Here is a 16,851-nt window from a genome sequence, read left to right on the forward strand (position 1 = left end):
GTCCCCGAGCGTGTCCGAGGGTGTCTCCCAGCGAAGAAGGCCGCCGCGCCGGGCCGCCGGAGAATTCCGGGTGCCGAGCGATGAGTTCCGCTCCCGTCGACGGTCACCACCCCGAACCGACCGTCGGACAGGAGGGCACATGTCGCATCCCCGGATCGTCTCGCGCGAGCAGTGGCGCGCGGCGCGCGAGGAGTTGCTGCGCAAGGAGGAGGCGGTCACACGAGCGCGTGAGGTGCTGGCCGCCGAGCGCCGGCGGCTGCCCATGGTGGAGGTCGACCCGGAGTACGTCTTCGAGGGCGGCGACGGCAAGACCACCCTGCTCGACCTCTTCGAGGAGCGGGCCCAACTCGTCGTACACCACTTCATGTTCGCCCCGGAGTGGGAGTCCGGCTGCCCGTGCTGCGCCGCCTTCCTGGACCAGATCGGCCACCTCGCCCACCTGCGCGCCCGGAACACCGCCTTCGCGGCCGTCTCCCGGGCACCCTTCACCCGGATCCTGCCGTTCAAGGCGCGGATGGGCTGGGCGGTGCCGTGGTACTCCTCGGCGCACAGCGACTTCAACCGGGACTTCGAGGCCACCGTCGACTCGGGCGGCGACCTCGTCGAACGGGCCGGCCTCAGCTGCTTCCTGCGCGACCACAGCCGGGTCTTCCACACCTACTCGGTGTACGACGACGGGCTGGACGTCCTGGGCGCCACCGCGGCCCTGCTCGACCTGACCGCGCTCGGCCGCGGCCCCGCCGGCAGTGAAGGGCTCCGCCTCCACGACGAGTACGACGACTGATTTCCGAGTACGGCCACCAAACGTGCCGTAGTCGACACGGAGGGTCCGCTTCCTGTCCGCTTCGTGTCACAAGGTGAACGGATCCTCACGGTCCGCGCGGACCGGGTATCGCCATTGTCTCAGTAGCGTCACCGAGCGAGCCGTTTCCCTCTCCAGGGCGTTAACTCCTTACACGTACGACGCTTTGTGGAGGTGCGAGATGGTGAACGGGCGAACGGTGCTCGAACGCTTTCCCGCCGGCGGTCCGCGGGGATCCTGGCCCGCGGAGGAGTTCGCGCACGCGCGACGTCAGGAGGGCCTGGCCGCCGAGGTCGTCATGGACCTCGCGACGGACGCGTTCCTGGTGATCGTCCGCGGCGCGAAGATCGCCGACTGAGGCCGGCTCGGCGGCCCTGGCAGCCGACGCAGGGCCAGGTCAGGGAGCCGGGATCGTGCCGTCGAGGCGTTGGATTGACGGGTTGGTCAGGCCGGCACGGTCCGGGACCAGTCCGGGGCGGTGCCCGTCACCCGGCACAGGGCCAGGTAGAGGGGGATCGGCGGGGTGTACGGGACCGTACCCTCCGGGCGGTGGATCAGGCGGGCGGTGTCGGTGATCAGGGCGCCGGTGGCGTAGTGGGCCGGGGAGGGCCAGGGGAGGGCGTAGTCGGAGTCCGACGGAACGATCCACCACCAGCGGGAACCGTCGGCGTACACACACCCCACCCGCGGCAGCCAGGGTACGACGAGCGGCCCGAGGCGATCGGGTACGGCCACGGCGTCGAAGCCGAGCGGGGCGGTCATGCCGTCCGGCAGCGACAGACGGCGGTCCGCTTCCGGGGCCGACCGCCGGCGCTGCAGCCGTACCAGGGTGTTCAGACCGATGGCCTGCTCCTCACCGGTCCCACCGGCCCCGGCGCGTGTCCCACCGGCGCCGGTCACGTCCGCTCTCCGGGGAGAGGATGCTCGGCCGCTCGGTCCACGGGTGTGGTGGGCGGCTGCCGGTCCGGGGGCGCGGTGTACCCGTGCCGGCCCGGCTGCCCGGTGGGCCGCTGCTGCACCGGATGCGCGGCGTGCCCGTGCGGGTCCACCACCCCGTACCGGTGCTGTTCGGGTGTCCGGCGCGGCGGCTGACCGGCGGGTACGTGTCGGTGGTACTCCGCATCCTCCTGGCCGTACGGCCCCGGGCCACCGTGCGGCCCGGTGTTCCCGAGCGGTCCCGGTCCCCCCTGCGCCCCCGGTTCCCCGTGCGGCCCCGTCTCCCCCCGACGACACCGCTCCGGCTCGCGCCCGCTCGCCTCGGCCGGCCGGTCCTCGTCGGTGTCGTCCGGGCGGTCCGGCTTGGGCCGGGCACCCCAGCCCAGGTCACCGCGCGGTTCCGCGGTGTCCCGGGCGGCGTCGGCCTGGCGGGGCAGTTCCGCCCAGACCGACAGCCCGGGGCCGTGCTCCTGGGCACCCCAGGCCCGGCACAGCGCGTCCACGAGAAGCAACCCCCTCCCGTGCTCCTCATCGGCTCGCTGCGGGGACGGGCAGGGTTCGCCAGGAGCACGGCCCTGGTCCTGTACGGCTATGCGCACCACGTCGTCGTGGTCGAGCAACTCGCACACGACCCGGCTGCTCACGGTGTGCACGATCGCGTTGGTGACCAGCTCTGAGATGACGAGAGCCGCGTTGTCACAGGTGTCCGCGCAGACCGACCAGCCGGCCAGCCGGGCGCGCGTCAGACGTCTGGCCTGGGCGACGGAACCGGGGCGTGCGGCCAACTCGAAGCGGAACCTGCGCTCGGCAGCGCCCCGTTGGGGGGTTGCTCCCGCCGCGGCGCCCAGACCGGAAGGGTCTGTGGCCGCGTCTGTTCCTAAGGGCGCGGACGGAATCACGCTTGCCACTATCGCCCTGACACGGACACTTGGCAAGAGTCACTCTGAAAATTGCAGAGTGCTGTGTGACTCCGTAGGCGGCCGTGGCACACTGCTCGCAACAGCACCTCACGCGGCGCCAATTGAAGTCGTCGGAGATCCGACCCGATCTTCGAATGCACCTTCGAACGGCGCCGCAGGGCTGTCAGGGACCTTCAGGGCCACGGGCATCGGCAGAGGTCCCGGCCAGAAGAGCGGGCAAGAAGCTTCGGCAAGGAGCTTTGGCAAGAAGTGCGGGCAGGAAAGTTCGCAAGAAGCCTCGGCGAGAGGCGTGCGGTGGAGGTGGAGCGTGAGCGAACCGCGGTCCGCGCCGACGGTGGGCCAGGTGGTCCTCGGCCGGCGCCTGCTGGACCTGCGGGAACGCGCCGGACTGAAGCGCGAGGAGGCCGCCCGCGTGCTCCGCGTCGCCCCCGCCACCGTCCGCCGCATGGAGACGGCCGAGGTCGCCCTCAAAATCCCCTACCTGCAACTGCTCCTGAAGGCCTACGGCGTCCCCGACGACGAGGCCGAGGTCTTCGTCCAGCTGGCCGAGGAGGCGAACAGGCCCGGCTGGTGGCAGCGGTTCCACGACATCCTGCCGGGCTGGTTCTCGATGTACGTCAGCCTGGAGGGCGCGGCCGCGCTCATCCGCTCCTACGAGCCGCACTTCATCCCCGGCCTGCTGCAGACCGAGGACTACGCGCGCGCCGTGCTGAACTCCGGCGCCGTCGGCCAGACGAGCCCGGACGACATCGAGCGGCACGTCGCGTTGCGCATGCAACGCCAGCAACTGCTCACCCGTCCCGACGCGCCCCGCTTCTGGGCGGTGATGGACGAGACCGCCCTGCGCCGCCCGGTCGGCGGACCGGAGGTGATGCGTGCGCAGATCGACAGGTTGCTCGAGGCCACGGAGCTGCCCCATGTGACCCTCCAGGTCGCCCCGTTCGCCAACGGGCCGCACCCGGGCACGTACGGGCCCTTCGTGCTGTTCCGATTCGCCGTGTCGGAACTGCCGGACATGGTCTACAGCGAGTACCTGACCGGCGCCGTCTACCTGGACGCGCGCACCGAGGTGGCGACCCATCTGGAGGTCATGGACCGCATGGCGGCGCAGGCCGCCACGGCACAACGCACGAAGGAGATCCTCCGGGATCTCCGCAAGGAGCTGTGAATGGATCGCATCAAGCCGCGCGGACGTGTCTACAACGGCATGCCCGCGCGGGAGTTGGGCAGCGAGGGGTGGCACAAGCCCTGGAGCGGCGGCAACGGCGGGAACTGCCTGGAGGCGATGAAACTGGCCGACGGCCGGATCGCGGTACGCCAGTCGACCGATCCGGACGGCCCGGCGCTGATCTACACCATGGACGAGATGACCGCGTTCATCGAGGGCGCCAAGGCGGGGGAGGCCGACTTCCTGCTGTCCTGAGCTCCCTGGGTGTTGTTTTCTATCGCACATTCCTCCTGAACTTGACGAGTTGGTCCCAGGCTGCCGCCGGTGGGTGTCACTCCGGCGGCAGCACCCCGCACAGCGCCTCCAGCGCCGCCCCGTAGGTGTGTTCGGCCGGGGTCGCATACCCCTCCACCAGGCCGTCGCCGGCCGCCGTCGGACTCTGCGGATACCGGAACCCGGCGAGCCCGCAGCGGGGGGTGCCGGGCCGAGGGTAACGCCCTGTCACACGGCGGCCTGCACCGTCGACCGCTCCGTGCCGGGCGGCAGCCGCAGCACCGCGCGCAGCCCGGCCGCGATGCCCGTCACCTCGATTTGCGGCGCCTGCGCGGCGAACGCGGCGACGAGCCGGTCACGCCGGCACCGGTACCGCTGCCGCATTCGCCGCGGATGGGGCCCGACCGGACGGTGCCGCCGGGCCGGTGGTGCCGCCGCTCAGACCACCATCGGCCGGTCCGTCGCCGCTATCGGGGCCGGAAGCCGGGAACTCCCCGTCAGATAACGGTCGACGGCCGCCGCGACCGCTCGCCCCTCCGCTATCGCCCACACGATGAGCGACTGCCCGCGCGCCGCGTCTCCCGCGGCGAACACCCCGGGGACGTTGGTCGCGAACCCGTCGTCCCGGGCGATCGTGCCCCGCGGCTGCAGTGCCAGCCCCAACTGCTCGATCATCCCGTCCCCCTGGTCCGGCCCGGAGAAGCCGAGAGCGAGCAGTACCAGGTCGGCGGGGAGCGTCCGCCCGGTACCCGGCACCGCGAGCCTCCGCTCGTCGACCTCCACGAGATGCAGTGACCGCACATTCCCCCTCTCGTCCCCGGTGAAGCGAAGGGTGGACGCCGCGAACAGCCGCGCGTCCGCGTCCGCCGCCGGTGCCGTACGCAGCTCCCGTGCCTCCTCGTGCGCGGCCGACAGCCGGTAGATCTTCGGGTACGTCGGCCACGGCTCGGTGTCCTCGTCGCGCTCGGCACCCGGCTGCGTGTAGATGTCCAGCTGGGTCACGGACGCGGCCCCGTCACGCACCGCGGTGCCCAGACAGTCCGCCCCGGTGTCCCCGCCGCCGACGATCACGACGTGCTTGCCGGCGGCCGACAGCGGTGAAACCTCCAGATCCCCCTCACACACCCGGTTGGCCAAAGGCAGATATTCCATCGCCTGGTGTATCCCGTTCAACGCCCGGCCCGGCACCGGAAGTTCCCGCCACGCCGTCGCTCCCGTGGCGATCACCACCGCGTCGTACCGGGTGCGCAGCTCGTCGGCCGGCACGTCCCGGCCGACCGCCGTCGACGTACGGAACTTCGTCCCCTCGTCGCGCATCTGCCCGATGCGCCGCTCCAGATGCCGCTTCTCCATCTTGAACGCGGGGATGCCGTACCGCATGAGCCCGCCGATCCGGTCGTCCTTCTCGTACACCGCGACCGTGTGCCCGGCCCGGGTCAGCTGCTGCGCGGCGGCGAGGCCGGTGGGTCCCGAACCGATGACGGCGACCGTCTTCCCGGACAGCCGCTCGGGCGGCCGGGGCGGCGTGAACCCCTCGTCCCACGCCCGGTCGGCGATCGCGCACTCGACGTTCTTGATGGTGACGGCCGGCTGGTTGATCGCCAGCACGCACCCCGCCTCGCACGGCGCCGGACACAGCCGACCGGTGAACTCCGGGAAGTTGTTCGTGGCGTGCAGCCGGTCGCTCGCGGCCCGCCAGTCCTCCCGCGACACCAGGTCGTTCCACTCGGGGATGAGATTGCCCAGCGGGCAGGCCTGGTGGCAGAACGGGACACCGCAGTCCATGCAGCGGTCGGCCTGCTTGCTGATGATGGGCAGCAGCGCGCCCGGGACGTACACCTCGTCCCAGTCCCGCACCCGCTGCTCGACGGGCCGCCGCGGCCACTCCTGGCGCGGCGTGGTCATGAACCCCTTGGGATCGGCCATGGGCGTCTTCCTCGCGTACGGGCACCGGAGGCACCGGGTGTACGAAGGGCCGTGCGACATCGGGCGGCACTCTTCGGGCCACGATACGTCCCGTCCGGCACCCGCGCAGAGTGGCGGACAGCGCTTTCTCCCGGAAAACCAGAACGGGCCCGCTCAGGTGAGGGCCGCTGTGTGGACCAGGGCCGCCGCGGCCGAGGCGCTGGCCCGGGCGTGGTTCCAGAAGGTCCACTCGCGCACGTACGGCCGGCCAGTACGCGCCGGCCTCCGGCGCGCCGGGGGTGAGCCTGGCCGGCCGGTCGTTGCGGGGCACGTTCGCGACGATCGTTCAGCCCGAACGAACCGGCCAGGTACAGCGAGGTGCCGAGAACCCGCGGTAGACACCGGCCACCAGCCCGGTCCCGGGGATCCCCGCGCCGACGAGCACGCAGAACGGCTTTTCGATCATCTCCACACCCCCGTTCCGCCCCACCCGGTCCACTACCCGGCATCGGTTCGCCCGCCACCCGGGTGAGCCCCCTGCACCGGAACCGGGCCAGGGCCGAGCGAGCCCCACGACCGCACCCGCCGACCCTGTTTTCGCCTTTTCCGCAGGCTTCAGCCCGCGTCCGCCTGCCCGGCCCCCTGCCACGCCCGCAGCACCCGCTCCACCGCCGGGGCGATCCGGCGTCGAGCCTCATTCCACGGCACCCCGCGCATCAGCAGCTGATCGTAGGGCGTCTCCCCATGCCGTACGCCCGCCACGACCGCCGAGATCACCGCCCCCTCGGCCAGCGCCCGCCCGGCCGTACTGCGCCCGACGCGGCCGCTGCCCCGCACCGACGCGTGGGCAGCGATCGCCCGGGCCCGCTCGGCCGGACAACCGGGGAACAGCCGCAGGATCTCGGCCGCGAACGCCGCCACGAACCGCTCGTCCTCCGCGGCTCTGCGCCGCGCGTCCCGAGCCCGCCGCCGGCGCCGCGCCTCCGCGTCCGCCAGACACCGCGTCTCGGCCCGGGCCAGCGCGTCCTCCTCCACGAGCAGCCCTTGGCGTTCGTAGCGGCTCTTTCGCCGGTTGAACCGCACCACCACCGCCGACAGCGTGCTCTCCTCCCGCGACCTGCGGGTCAGGGCCGTGTCACCACGCGGCAGGAACACCAGGTGCCCGAGATCCGCACAGACCAGGCACCACGGCGCTCCGTCCGTCAGCACCAGCAGGGACAGCGGACCCCGCCGGCAGCGGGCACACCGCTTGCGCTTCAGCGCCTGGACGACGACAAGCCGACCGGGGGAGTGGGGAGTTGCGGGAAGCGCCATACACGGTACTTTCCCCGTCACCACCCCTGCCTCCCCTGCCTGTCCTCGGCCACCGGGTTCAGTTCTCCTCCTCCCGGAAGTTGAACACCGACACCCGCGTACGGTGCCGCACCGGTTGCTCCGTCTCGTCCACGACCGCCACCGCGAGATCCGCGTACGACAGCCACGGCTCACCCTCCACCCCCGGCAGCCGCTCCCCGCCGACGCGGTACCGGCCCGTCCGGGCGCCGCCGTGTTCCAGGTGCCCGGCAGGCGTGAGCATCACCCAGTCGACAGGGCCGCCCCTGCGTTCGCGCAGCCGGTCGAGCCCAGCGGTGTGCGCCAGCGCGAACGGCCTGATCTCCGCCGGGAACGCGACCGGATCGTCCATCACCGGACGCCCGTCCGCGCCGAGCAGATTCGCCCCCAGACCCACCGCGACGAGCCGGCCCACGCCGGCCGTGGCGAGCCCGTCGAGCAGCGCGTCGGCCGCCTTCACGAAGAACCCGGGGTCCAACGTGGCGAAGCCCTGCTCCGGCCCGCTGAACGGCGAGACGGCGTGCACGGCACCGATGTGCCCGGCAGCGGCCTCGGCGACCGACCCGGCATCGGTGACGTCACCCCGTACCACCGTGACGCCCTCCGCCCCGAGATCCGGATACCGCGCCGGATCCCGCACCACCGCCGTCACCGCGTGCCCCCGCGCGCGAGCCTCGGCCGTCACCGCCCGCCCGGCCCGTCCCCCGGCCCCGAACACCACGATCCCGCTCATCCCCAACCTCCCAGTGCCCTAAGGCTTTTCACGTCCGGCCGAGACGTTAGGGAGCAGACCCCCGGTTACCGCAACGGAATCGGCGCTACCCTCGGCGGATGACCGACGCGACGGACCGCGACCGGCCCGCACCCCTCGATCCCGACCTGTTCCACCCCCTCTGCCCGTCCTCCGCGATGCCCTTCCGGATCGGCGACAAGTGGTCCGGCATGGTGATCCGGTGCCTCCAGGAAGGGCCACGCCGCTTCGGTGAACTCCGGGCCCCGCTCAGGGCCGTCACGCCCAAGGTCCTCAGCGAGACGCTCCGCGCGATGGAACGCGACGGCCTGGTGACCCGTACCGCCTACGACGAGAATCCGCCGCGCGTCGAATACGCCCTCACCCCGCTCGGCCGCACTCTGATCCCCCTTCTCGACGCGGCCCGCACCTGGAGCGAGACCCACCTCCCCGCCCTGCTCGCGGCCCGCCGCACCGCCGACGACCTCACCTGACCCGTCACGCCACCGGTGCCGGATCGTCTGGGCGCGCCGCTCCACCGACCGTGGTGCCCGTGCTGTGGGGCGCCTGGCCCGGGACTGTGCCGGCGTGTCGCCGCGCCAACCGGTACCGTCCTGGCCCGGCGCGGCCGGCACCGTCCGGGCCTGACCCGCAACCCGTGACGCCCTGTCACTGTCATCATCTATCCGCGCCACCACCTCCCCGTATCACCGCCTCCGTCGCGGACACCTCCGCCGCTCTCCCCGGCGACCCGGCATCATGGGCCCTGTGCGACTCGAAGCGATCACCTGGGACCGGCTGGCCGAGCGGCTCGCCGACCGGCTGGCCGGTGCGGTGCCGGCCGATGGGGGGACCTGGCCGCGCGTCGGCTTCGACGGTGCCCCGGCCGCCCGGCCCGGGGACCTCGCCGCGCGGGTCGGGGAGGCGCTGCGGGTGCGCGGCCGGCCCTCCCTCGTGGTCGGCACCGAGGGCTACCTGCGCCCCGCCTCCCTCCGCCTGGAGCACGGGCGGCGGGACGCGGAGTCGTACTACAGCGGTTGGTTCGACACGGGCGCCCTGTGGCGCGAGGTCTTCGGCCCGCTCGATCCCGGAGGCAGCGGACGGATCCTGCCCGACCTGTGGGATCCGGCCACCGACCGGGCCACGCGCAGCCCCTACGTCCAACTCCCGCCCGGCGGGATCCTGTTGCTCCACGGACCCCTCCTGCTGCGCCACTGGTTCCCCTTCGACCTGACCGTGCACCTCCTTCTCTCCCCGGGCGCCCTGCGCCGCCGCACCCCCGAGGCCGACCACTGGACCCTGCCCGCCTTCGAGCGCTACGAGGCAGAGACCGACCCGGCGGGTACGGCGGACGTCCTGGTCCGTGCCGACGACCCGCGTCACCCCGCCTGGAGCGGCTGATCCGCATGCCCCAGGGGACCAGCGCTCCCGCAGCCCCGCAGCCCCGCAGCCCCGCAGCCCCGCAGCTTCAGCTCAGAGCCAGCCGTTGCGCCGGAAGCCGCGGTACAACACCAGGCACGCCGTCGCCATCACCGCCATGACCAGCGGGTATCCGAACGACCAGTGCAACTCCGGCATGTGGTCGAAGTTCATCCCGTACACCCCGCACACCATCGTCGGCACGGCGATCACCGCGGCCCAGGCCGTGATCTTCCGCATGTCCTCGTTCTGTGCGACGGTCACCTGCGCGAGATGCGCCTGCAGAATGGAGTTGAGCAGCTCGTCGAACGCGGCGATCTGGTCCTTCGCCCGGATCAGATGGTCGAACACATCCCGGAAGTACGCCTGTATCTCCGGGGCGACGACCCGTATCGGTCGGGTGGCCAGGTCCTCCACGGGGCGGCCCAGCGGCACCACTGCCCGCTTCAGCTCCAGCAGTTCACGCTTCATCTGATAGATGCGGCCCGGATCCACACGCGCTCCGTTCTCCGAGAACACGTCCGTCTCCACCTGGTCGATGTCGGCCTGCACCGCGTCCGTGACGCTCAGGTAGTCGTCGACCACGTGGTCCGCGATCGCGTGCAGCACCGCTGCAGGCCCCTTGGCGAGCTGCTGGGGGGCCGCCTCCAGTTCCTCGCGCAGCGGTCCCAGCGAGCCGTGCCGGCCGTGCCGCACCGTGATCACGAAGTCCGTGCCGACGAACACCATGATCTCGCCGGTGTCCACCACCTCGCTGGTCGCCGTCAACTGCTCGTGCTCCACGTAGCAGACGGTCTTGAACACCGCGAAGAGCGTCTCCCCGTAGTGCTCCAGTTTCGGCCGCTGATGTGCCTCGACCGCGTCCTCCACCGCCAGCGGGTGCAGGTCGAACAGCTCGGCGATGCCCGCGAACTCGCGGTCTGTCGGCTCGTGCAACCCGAGCCAGACGAAGCCCTCGCCGGTCTTGCGCACCAGCCGCACGGCATCCACCAGGTCGGCGCACCCGGGCACGCGCACCCCGTCCTGATACGTCACGCAGTTCACCACCGACGAGCCCAGCGGCGACCTGGCGGGATGGCTCAGGTCCACGCGTGGCCGGCGCCGGGCCAGCCGCGCCACCTTGCGCAGGCCGCCGACCCTGCCCAGTCCCGTGACCTTCCGCAGATTCCCTGCCATGGACATCTGGATCCCCTCGTATGGATCTCCCGGCTCAACGCTTTCGCGCCTTGCCCGGCAAGTCTGCCAGTCCCGGGCAAAGCGTGGGCAAGCCTGTGTGAACAGCGAGTTCCGCTTGGTTCCCGTCTGTGGACAACGGGACGAACGGGCCACGAGACCCTCGGACTGCGATGATCGAGGCATGACGCGACCGGACGGATACCTCCTGGACAACCAGCAGAACGAGGCGGGGGAACGCTTCGACGCCTTCACCGCGCTCTTCGACCCCACGACCTTCCGGCACCTGGAAGGACTCGGCGTCGGTCCCGGCTGGCGCTGCTGGGAAGTCGGGGCCGGCGGGACCTCCGTCGTGTCCTGGCTCGCCGCGAAGGTGGGGCCCTCCGGCGAGGTGGTCGCCACCGACATCGACACCTCCCGGCTCGCCGCCGCGGCCCGCCCACCGGTAGAGGTCCGCGTCCACGACGTGGGCGCCGAGCAACCGCCGGGCGAAGGCTTCGACCTCGTCCACGCGCGGCTGGTCCTCGTCCACGTACCCGACCGGGAACGGGCGCTGCGATCCATGATCAACGCCCTGCGCCCGGGCGGCCGATTGCTGATCGAGGACGCCGACCCCGCCCTCCAGCCGCTGACCTGCCCCGAGGAGTACGGGCCCGAGCAGCGGCTCGCCAACCGGCTGCGCCAGGGCTTCCGCAAGCTCCTCGCCGACCGTGGCGCCGACCTCTCCTACGGCCGTAAACTCCCGCGACTGCTCCGCGAGGCCGGACTGCACGACGTCGAAGCCGACGCTTACTTCCCCGTGGCCTCGCCCGCCTGCACCGCGCTGGAGGCCGCGACGGTACGTCAGATTCGCGCTCGGCTCGTGGCCGCCGGTCTGGCCACCGACGAGGAGATCGACCAGCACCTGGCCCATGTGGCGACCGGCACGATGGACCTGACCACGGCACCGATGTTCTCGGCGTGGGGCCGCAAGGGATAGCCGCCGAAGCCGCACCCTCCCAGGCGCCGGATCGTCTCCCTGCCGCCTGCCGCCTGCCGCCTGCCGCCTGCCGCCTGCCGCCTGCCGCCTGCCGCCTGCCGCCTGCCGCCTGCCGCCTGCCGCCTGCCGCCTGCCACCTGCCGCCTGCCGCCTGCCGCCTGGCGACCGGCGGTTGGGAAGCGGCTCTAACCCTCGCTCACCGGATGCGGCGGCCTACCGCCCACCCGTTGTACCGCCTCCGCGCCCGCACGGCACCCCTCTGCCGCCGCCTCCCGCGGGCCCGCGCCCGCCAGCAGGGCGGCGAGGAACGCGCCGGTGAAGGCGTCACCCGCGCCCGTGGTGTCGCGGGGCGCCGCCGGTACGGCCGGGACCCGGGACACCACGGCCCCGGAACGGGCCACCAGCGCTCCGTCCGCACCTGCCTTGACCACCACCAGCGGCACGAGCCGGCTCAACTTGGCCGCCGCGTCCGCCGGATCCGGCAGTCCCGTCAGCAGACAGGCCTCGTCCCGGCTGGGCAGCAGCAGGTCCAACCCCTCCGCGAACGCCAGGAAGCGGTCCACCCCCAGCTCCACCAGGAAGCCGGCCGACGCCGGATCCAGGCTGACCGGCACACCCCGCGCGCGTGCCGCCGTGAGCGCCGTCTCCGCGAGCGCCCGGCTCGGTTCCGTGAACAGCAGATAGCCCGACAGATGCAGCCGGGACACCCCGTCGAGCAGCGTGTCCGACCAGTCGGCGGGGCTCAGCCGCAGGGACGCCCCGCTGTCCGTCAGAAACGTCCGTTCGGCCGCCGCGCCCGTGTCGACGAGACAGATCACCGTCCCGGTCGCCGCCTCCTGGTCCACCACGAGCGAGGGCCGTACCCCGGTCGCGACCAACTCCCGCTCGTGCCAGTCGGCGGCGTCCGCGCCCACCCGCCCGAGCAGGCGTACGTCCGGGCAGCCCGCGTGCGCCGCCCAGCAGGCCACGTTGGCGCCCGCGCCGCCCGGCAGGGTCCGGATCACGGCGGCCGTGTCGGTGCCGGCCGCGAGCGGACCCCGGTGCCGGGCGACTACATCCGTGACCACGTCCCCGACGACCAGCAGCGCTCCGTTCCCGTCCGCGGTCACCCCCTGGTCCACGCCGTGGCGATCCGCGCCGCCACCCGTACGTTGCCGCGCACCGCCGCCAGGTTGGCGCGCAGCGAGGCACCGTCCGTGTGCCGGACCAGGTAGTCCAGCAGGAATGGGGTCACCGCCTGCCCGGTGACCCTCCGCTCCTCGCAGGCGCGCAGCGCGTCGGCGAGCACACGCGCGTGCAGCTCTGGATCGAGCTGTTCCGCTTCCGGGACGGGGTTGGCGACGATCAGCGCCGACTCCGGAGCGTCGATCCCGTCTTGGGCGCGCATCACGGCGGCGACCTGCTCCGGGGTGTCCAGTCGCCAGTCGACCGGATGCCCCGAGTCCGACAGATAGAAGCCGGGGAACCGGTCCGTGCCGTATCCGGCGACGGCCACACCCAGCGTCTCCAGCCGCTGCAGCGTCGCCGGAACGTCGAGAATCGACTTCACGCCGGCGCACACCACCGTGATCCGGGTGCTGGCAAGCAGCCCCAGGTCGGCCGACTCGTCCTGCGTCACCGTCCACTCGCGGTGCACGCCCCCCAGACCGCCGGTGGCGAACACCCGTACCCCGGCCAGCGCCGCCAACTGGGCCGTCGCCGACACGGTGGTCGCCCCGCTCGCCCCCGCCGCCACCGCGAGCGGCAGATCACGGTGGCCCAGCTTGCGGATGCCGTCCTCGTTCGCGACCCGCTCCAACTGCTGTTTGTCCAGGCCGACCAAGGGCCGCCCGTCGAGCACGGCGATGGTCGCCGGTACGGCACCCTCCCGCCGGACCGCCTCCTCCAGTTCCAGCGCCACCTGCAGGTTGCGCGGGCGGGGCAGGCCGTGCGCGATGATCGTGGACTCCAGGGCCACCACCGGCCGCCGCGCGTCGATCGCCTCGCGGACTTCTTCCGACACCACCAGCACCACGTGCCCGCCTCCTGTCCGTCGGTCCTTCCTCATCTCTGGCGGGCGCCGGCCACGGCTAAACGCTTGTGGCCCGTGGCGCAGACCACCAGCCTGGGTCACATGACGAACGACACCACGCGCCTCGACCACGTCGTCCTGTGGGTGGCCGACCCGGCCGCCGCGGCCGCCTTCTACGAGACGGCCGTAGGACTGGAGCCGATCAGGGTCGCCGAGTTCGTGCAGGGGAAGGTGACCTTCCCCTCCGTACGCGTCAACGAGGAGACCATCCTCGACCTCGCCCCGCACACCGTGGCCGAACGGATGAGGATGCTGCCCGGCTCCGCCGCCAGCGCGGGCCACCCGGTCAACCACGTCTGTCTGTCGCTGCCGGCCGACGCCTTCGACGCCCTGCGCGCCCGCCTGCAGGACCGCGGCGTCCCGGTCTCGGACATCGACCACGGGCTGTCCGGCGCCCGCGGCGACGCCACGCGCAGCTTCTACTTCCGCGACCCCGACGGCAACGTCTTCGAGGCCCGGCACTACGACGACTAGCGGCACCCCGAGCCGGTCAGGACACCGGATCGGTCAGAACAGCGGCTCGGGCAGCACACCCTCCAGGGCGAGCAGCTTCCGCTTGGTCTCCAGACCGCCCCCGAAACCGCCGATGCCGCCGCCGCTCTCCACCACCCGATGGCACGGCACGACCACCGGCAGCGGATTGGCGCCCATCGCCGCCCCGACCGCCTGGGCCCCGCCGGGCTGCCCGACCCGCCCGGCCAGATCGCCGTACCCCACCACGGTGCCGTACGGCACGCCGGAGGCCAGTTCGCGCAGGACCTGCCGGTTGAACCCGGAGATCAGCGACCAGTCCAGGGGCAGGTCGAAGTCGTGCCGCTCGCCCGCCAAGTACGCCCGCAGCTGGCGTATCGGCTCCGCCAGCAGCGGCGACTCCGGATCCTCCACGGGCCGGCCGCCCAGCCGGGAGGCAAGCCGCTCCAGCGCCCGGTCCCGCGCCGCGTCCGACGCGTGGAAGACGACGTTGACCAGGCCGTTGCTGGTCGCCGCCAGCATCAACGGGCCGATGTCCGTGCTCACGACGGCCCACACCACCCGCTGCTCATCCTGCCCATGGCTGTCCATGTGCCCACGGTACGACCCGCCACTGACAACGCCCGCCCGTTCAGTGCGAACCCAGCGCCACCCGCACCACGTCCGGCTTGTTGCTGATGAGCCCGTCGACTCCGTAACCGGCCGCCTTGCGGGCGGTGGCCGCGTCGTTCACTGTCCACGTGAACACGCCGAGCGGCTTGCCGTGCGCCCCGTCGAAGGCGTGCACGACCGCGACATAGCCCCGGGACAGCGAGCCGTACGAGGGGTTGACCAGATCGGTGAAGCGCGCCAAGCGGTGCAGCTGCGCCACGGTGGGAGTGCCGAGGTAGGCGGTGATCACCGCGGGCTTCAGCTCGTGCACGGTCCGCACGCTGTCGGCGCTGAAGCTCTGCACGATCAACCGCCCCAGGTGCCGGTGGTCCAGCCAGCCCTCGTTGCCGAGGAGCTTCAGCGTCTGCTGCTCGATGCCCGGGTACAGCTCGGGGTTCTTGATCTCCAGGAGCAGCTTCTCGTGGTTGTGCTCGACCCGGCGCATGTACTGCTGCAGCGTCGGCACGCGCGTGCCCGCGTAGGCGGGGGAGAACCAGCTGCCCGCGTCCAGCCGGGAGATCTCGGCGGCGGTGAAGTCCTTCACCTTCCAGGGCGCCCGGCCGGGGAAGACCTTCTCCACGTTCGTGGTGCGCTGCAGGCTGTCGTCGTGCAGGACGACCAGCTCACCGTCCCTGGTGCGCTGGACGTCGTTCTCGACCCAGCGGAAACCCATCCGGGCGGCCTTGTCGATGGAGGCCAGGGTGTTCTCGGGTGCGTAGGCGGAGGCACCCCGGTGGGCGACCACCGTGGGCACCCGGACCTCCCGGGCCCGGGCGTCGGAGGTGGGGCTCAACAGGGCCACCGCCGTCCCCAGGGTGGCGACGACGGTGGCGGCGACTACACGCGCGTACATGCGTCCTCCTCGCAACGAGCGGATACCGACAGCACCAGACTGACAGCAAAGGGTCAACGGCACGCGGGCGCACGATGACCACACATCGAATGGTGCTGTCCAGGTCCGCTCACCGGTGCCGCACAACTGCGGCAAGGGCGTGTTTCTTTTCCGGAAAATCGTTCGACCGTTCCGGTGGGGGTCATACTCTCTGCGACAACCCTGGCCGCCCGTGCGGTCCTGGGACGGGGGCATATGCAGGGATTCCGGGACGCAAGAAGGCGGAAGGGCAGCCGCGGATGCAAGGCACGGTCGACGGATTCGGCTACGGGGCCGTCACCCCGTTGGTGGCCTACCTGATGGCGTGCCTGGGTGGTGCCCTCGGCCTGCGCTGCACCACACGGTCACTGCTGGTCACGCACTCCTGGCGGCCCGCCTGGCTGGCCCTCGGCTCGGCGGCGATCGGCTCCGGCATATGGACCATGCACTTCGTCGCCATGATGGGCTTCACCGTCAAGGAGGCGCCCCTCCACTACGACAAGCCGATCACCTACGCGAGCCTCGGCCTCGCCATCGTCATGGTCGGCGTGGGGATCTTCATCGTCGGCTACCGGGGCGCCACCGGCACCCCCCTGTTCACCGGCGGCACGATCACCGGTCTGGGTGTCGCCTCCATGCACTACCTCGGGATGGCAGGGGTCCGCTTCCACGGGCGGTTCACGTACAACACGCTCACGGTCGCGGCCTCCGTCGTCATAGCGGTCGTGGCCGCCACCGCCGCCCTGTGGGCCGCCGGGCAGGTGCGGGGCTTCCTGTGGAGCGTGGGGGCGAGCCTCGTCATGGGGCTCGCGGTCAGCGGCATGCACTACACCGGCATGGCCGCGCTCGGCGTCCACCTCGACGGGGCCGCCCACACCGGCGGGGGTGCGCCCGAGGCGTCCGTGCTCGCGCCGATGCTGATCGGCCCGCTCTCCTTCCTGCTCCTCGCCGGCGTCGTCGTGGTTCTCGACCCGTTCATGATCATGGGCCGGCCCCGGCGGACGCCCGTCGAGCACAAACCGGGCGTCCCGGCCGCCGCCGTGGTCGCCCACACCGACCGCCGCCCCGCCCTCCACCAGGGCCGCGGGCCGGCCCGCCGGCCCGAGCACCACCGCCCCCGCACTCCGCAGAACCGCTGACCGGAGCCCGT

At 72.2% G+C, this 16,851-nt stretch carries 19 protein-coding genes and 1 pseudogene; 9 read left to right on the top strand and 11 right to left on the bottom strand.

Annotated elements, in window-relative coordinates; genetic code table 11:
- Nucleotides 1-139: 139 nt before the first annotated feature.
- Both ACZ3ZD_RS25315 and ACZ3ZD_RS25320 read left to right on the top strand, forming a co-directional pair.
- On the top strand, nucleotides 140-784 hold the full coding sequence (locus ACZ3ZD_RS25315; RefSeq protein WP_467401492.1) for a DUF899 domain-containing protein: 645 nt from the start codon (nucleotides 140-142) through the stop codon (nucleotides 782-784).
- Nucleotides 785-983: 199 nt separating this feature from the next.
- Nucleotides 984-1,160 carry a hypothetical protein gene (locus ACZ3ZD_RS25320; RefSeq protein ID WP_467401494.1) on the top strand — a complete coding sequence of 59 codons (177 nt, stop codon included), beginning with the start codon at nucleotides 984-986 and terminating at the stop codon, nucleotides 1,158-1,160.
- Nucleotides 1,161-1,246: 86 nt separating this feature from the next.
- Here the strand turns inward: ACZ3ZD_RS25320 and ACZ3ZD_RS25325 are convergent, their stop codons facing one another.
- Nucleotides 1,247-1,645, bottom strand: a complete 399-nt coding sequence (locus tag ACZ3ZD_RS25325) for a hypothetical protein (protein WP_467401971.1) — start codon at nucleotides 1,643-1,645, stop codon at nucleotides 1,247-1,249.
- Between the two features lie 53 nt (nucleotides 1,646-1,698).
- On the bottom strand, nucleotides 1,699-2,523 hold the full coding sequence (locus ACZ3ZD_RS25330; RefSeq protein ID WP_467401497.1) for an ATP-binding protein: 825 nt from the start codon (nucleotides 2,521-2,523) through the stop codon (nucleotides 1,699-1,701).
- A 442-nt stretch (nucleotides 2,524-2,965) separates the two neighbouring features.
- Between ACZ3ZD_RS25330 and ACZ3ZD_RS25335 the strand changes: the two genes are divergently transcribed.
- Complete coding sequence (locus ACZ3ZD_RS25335) at nucleotides 2,966-3,826, top strand: helix-turn-helix domain-containing protein (protein WP_467401499.1); 861 nt, start codon at nucleotides 2,966-2,968, stop codon at nucleotides 3,824-3,826.
- Nucleotides 3,827-4,081 carry a DUF397 domain-containing protein gene (locus ACZ3ZD_RS25340; protein WP_030348027.1) on the top strand — a complete coding sequence of 85 codons (255 nt, stop codon included), beginning with the start codon at nucleotides 3,827-3,829 and terminating at the stop codon, nucleotides 4,079-4,081.
- Nucleotides 4,082-4,157: 76 nt separating this feature from the next.
- On the opposite strand, the pseudogene ACZ3ZD_RS25345 reads toward ACZ3ZD_RS25340, so the two are convergent.
- The 4 genes and pseudogenes from ACZ3ZD_RS25345 to ACZ3ZD_RS25360 all read right to left on the bottom strand — a co-directional run.
- A pseudogene (locus tag ACZ3ZD_RS25345) lies at nucleotides 4,158-4,495 on the bottom strand (PLP-dependent aminotransferase family protein); the annotation flags it as partial.
- Between the two features lie 42 nt (nucleotides 4,496-4,537).
- A complete protein-coding gene (locus ACZ3ZD_RS25350) occupies nucleotides 4,538-6,025 on the bottom strand; it encodes a glutamate synthase subunit beta (protein ID WP_467401503.1) in 1,488 nt (495 codons plus the stop codon).
- Nucleotides 6,026-6,619: 594 nt separating this feature from the next.
- The gene (locus ACZ3ZD_RS25355; RefSeq protein ID WP_467401505.1) at nucleotides 6,620-7,318 is read right to left on the bottom strand and encodes a DUF2293 domain-containing protein; all 699 of its coding nucleotides are present in this window, start codon (nucleotides 7,316-7,318) and stop codon (nucleotides 6,620-6,622) included.
- Between the two features lie 58 nt (nucleotides 7,319-7,376).
- On the bottom strand, nucleotides 7,377-8,069 hold the full coding sequence (locus tag ACZ3ZD_RS25360) for an NAD(P)-dependent oxidoreductase (RefSeq protein ID WP_467401508.1): 693 nt from the start codon (nucleotides 8,067-8,069) through the stop codon (nucleotides 7,377-7,379).
- Nucleotides 8,070-8,167: 98 nt separating this feature from the next.
- Here ACZ3ZD_RS25360 and ACZ3ZD_RS25365 point away from each other — a divergent pair, with 98 nt between their 5' ends.
- Nucleotides 8,168-8,560: a winged helix-turn-helix transcriptional regulator gene (locus ACZ3ZD_RS25365; protein ID WP_467401511.1), complete on the top strand. Its 393-nt coding sequence runs from the start codon at nucleotides 8,168-8,170 to the stop codon at nucleotides 8,558-8,560.
- Between the two features lie 274 nt (nucleotides 8,561-8,834).
- Complete coding sequence (locus ACZ3ZD_RS25370) at nucleotides 8,835-9,467, top strand: nucleoside/nucleotide kinase family protein (RefSeq protein WP_467401513.1); 633 nt, start codon at nucleotides 8,835-8,837, stop codon at nucleotides 9,465-9,467.
- 72 nt (nucleotides 9,468-9,539) lie between these two features.
- Here the strand turns inward: ACZ3ZD_RS25370 and corA are convergent, their stop codons facing one another.
- The gene (gene corA, locus ACZ3ZD_RS25375; RefSeq protein WP_467401516.1) at nucleotides 9,540-10,667 is read right to left on the bottom strand and encodes a magnesium/cobalt transporter CorA; all 1,128 of its coding nucleotides are present in this window, start codon (nucleotides 10,665-10,667) and stop codon (nucleotides 9,540-9,542) included.
- A 175-nt stretch (nucleotides 10,668-10,842) separates the two neighbouring features.
- Between corA and ACZ3ZD_RS25380 the strand changes: the two genes are divergently transcribed.
- Nucleotides 10,843-11,637 carry a methyltransferase gene (locus ACZ3ZD_RS25380; RefSeq protein ID WP_467401518.1) on the top strand — a complete coding sequence of 265 codons (795 nt, stop codon included), beginning with the start codon at nucleotides 10,843-10,845 and terminating at the stop codon, nucleotides 11,635-11,637.
- A gap of 185 nt (nucleotides 11,638-11,822) precedes the next feature.
- On the opposite strand, the gene ACZ3ZD_RS25385 is transcribed toward ACZ3ZD_RS25380, so the two are convergent.
- Nucleotides 11,823-12,746: a carbohydrate kinase family protein gene (locus tag ACZ3ZD_RS25385; protein ID WP_467401521.1), complete on the bottom strand. Its 924-nt coding sequence runs from the start codon at nucleotides 12,744-12,746 to the stop codon at nucleotides 11,823-11,825.
- The gene (locus tag ACZ3ZD_RS25390; RefSeq protein WP_467401524.1) at nucleotides 12,743-13,651 is read right to left on the bottom strand and encodes a pseudouridine-5'-phosphate glycosidase; all 909 of its coding nucleotides are present in this window, start codon (nucleotides 13,649-13,651) and stop codon (nucleotides 12,743-12,745) included. Before ACZ3ZD_RS25390 ends, ACZ3ZD_RS25385 begins: the two co-directional genes overlap by 4 nt.
- A gap of 99 nt (nucleotides 13,652-13,750) precedes the next feature.
- Here ACZ3ZD_RS25390 and ACZ3ZD_RS25395 point away from each other — a divergent pair, with 99 nt between their 5' ends.
- Nucleotides 13,751-14,182 (top strand): VOC family protein, encoded by a 432-nt coding sequence (locus ACZ3ZD_RS25395; RefSeq protein WP_467401526.1) that lies wholly within the window; start codon nucleotides 13,751-13,753, stop codon nucleotides 14,180-14,182.
- Nucleotides 14,183-14,215: 33 nt separating this feature from the next.
- On the opposite strand, the gene ACZ3ZD_RS25400 is transcribed toward ACZ3ZD_RS25395, so the two are convergent.
- Both ACZ3ZD_RS25400 and ACZ3ZD_RS25405 read right to left on the bottom strand, forming a co-directional pair.
- Nucleotides 14,216-14,770 (bottom strand): methylated-DNA--[protein]-cysteine S-methyltransferase, encoded by a 555-nt coding sequence (locus ACZ3ZD_RS25400; protein WP_467401529.1) that lies wholly within the window; start codon nucleotides 14,768-14,770, stop codon nucleotides 14,216-14,218.
- A 40-nt stretch (nucleotides 14,771-14,810) separates the two neighbouring features.
- On the bottom strand, nucleotides 14,811-15,683 hold the full coding sequence (locus ACZ3ZD_RS25405; RefSeq protein WP_467401530.1) for a glycerophosphodiester phosphodiesterase: 873 nt from the start codon (nucleotides 15,681-15,683) through the stop codon (nucleotides 14,811-14,813).
- Nucleotides 15,684-15,961: 278 nt separating this feature from the next.
- Here ACZ3ZD_RS25405 and ACZ3ZD_RS25410 point away from each other — a divergent pair, with 278 nt between their 5' ends.
- Nucleotides 15,962-16,840 (top strand): MHYT domain-containing protein, encoded by an 879-nt coding sequence (locus ACZ3ZD_RS25410; RefSeq protein ID WP_467401532.1) that lies wholly within the window; start codon nucleotides 15,962-15,964, stop codon nucleotides 16,838-16,840.
- Nucleotides 16,841-16,851: the final 11 nt, after the last annotated feature.

Source organism: Streptomyces sp. NPDC023481 (genome assembly GCF_055560195.1).

What these genes read in the sequence shown, in the direction of transcription:
- ACZ3ZD_RS25315 (WP_467401492.1), top strand. Translation starts at nt 140, where the DNA reads ATGTCGCATCCCCGGATCGTCTCGCGCGAGCAGTGGCGCGCGGCGCGC.
- ACZ3ZD_RS25320 (WP_467401494.1), top strand. Translation starts at nt 984, where the DNA reads ATGGTGAACGGGCGAACGGTGCTCGAACGCTTTCCCGCCGGCGGTCCG.
- ACZ3ZD_RS25340 (WP_030348027.1), top strand. Translation starts at nt 3,827, where the DNA reads ATGGATCGCATCAAGCCGCGCGGACGTGTCTACAACGGCATGCCCGCG.
- ACZ3ZD_RS25350 (WP_467401503.1), bottom strand. Translation starts at nt 6,025, where the DNA reads ATGGCCGATCCCAAGGGGTTCATGACCACGCCGCGCCAGGAGTGGCCG.
- ACZ3ZD_RS25355 (WP_467401505.1), bottom strand. Translation starts at nt 7,318, where the DNA reads ATGGCGCTTCCCGCAACTCCCCACTCCCCCGGTCGGCTTGTCGTCGTC.
- ACZ3ZD_RS25360 (WP_467401508.1), bottom strand. Translation starts at nt 8,069, where the DNA reads ATGAGCGGGATCGTGGTGTTCGGGGCCGGGGGACGGGCCGGGCGGGCG.
- ACZ3ZD_RS25365 (WP_467401511.1), top strand. Translation starts at nt 8,168, where the DNA reads ATGACCGACGCGACGGACCGCGACCGGCCCGCACCCCTCGATCCCGAC.
- corA (WP_467401516.1), bottom strand. Translation starts at nt 10,667, where the DNA reads ATGTCCATGGCAGGGAATCTGCGGAAGGTCACGGGACTGGGCAGGGTC.
- ACZ3ZD_RS25380 (WP_467401518.1), top strand. Translation starts at nt 10,843, where the DNA reads ATGACGCGACCGGACGGATACCTCCTGGACAACCAGCAGAACGAGGCG.
- ACZ3ZD_RS25395 (WP_467401526.1), top strand. Translation starts at nt 13,751, where the DNA reads ATGACGAACGACACCACGCGCCTCGACCACGTCGTCCTGTGGGTGGCC.
- ACZ3ZD_RS25400 (WP_467401529.1), bottom strand. Translation starts at nt 14,770, where the DNA reads ATGGACAGCCATGGGCAGGATGAGCAGCGGGTGGTGTGGGCCGTCGTG.
- ACZ3ZD_RS25405 (WP_467401530.1), bottom strand. Translation starts at nt 15,683, where the DNA reads ATGTACGCGCGTGTAGTCGCCGCCACCGTCGTCGCCACCCTGGGGACG.
- ACZ3ZD_RS25410 (WP_467401532.1), top strand. Translation starts at nt 15,962, where the DNA reads ATGCAAGGCACGGTCGACGGATTCGGCTACGGGGCCGTCACCCCGTTG.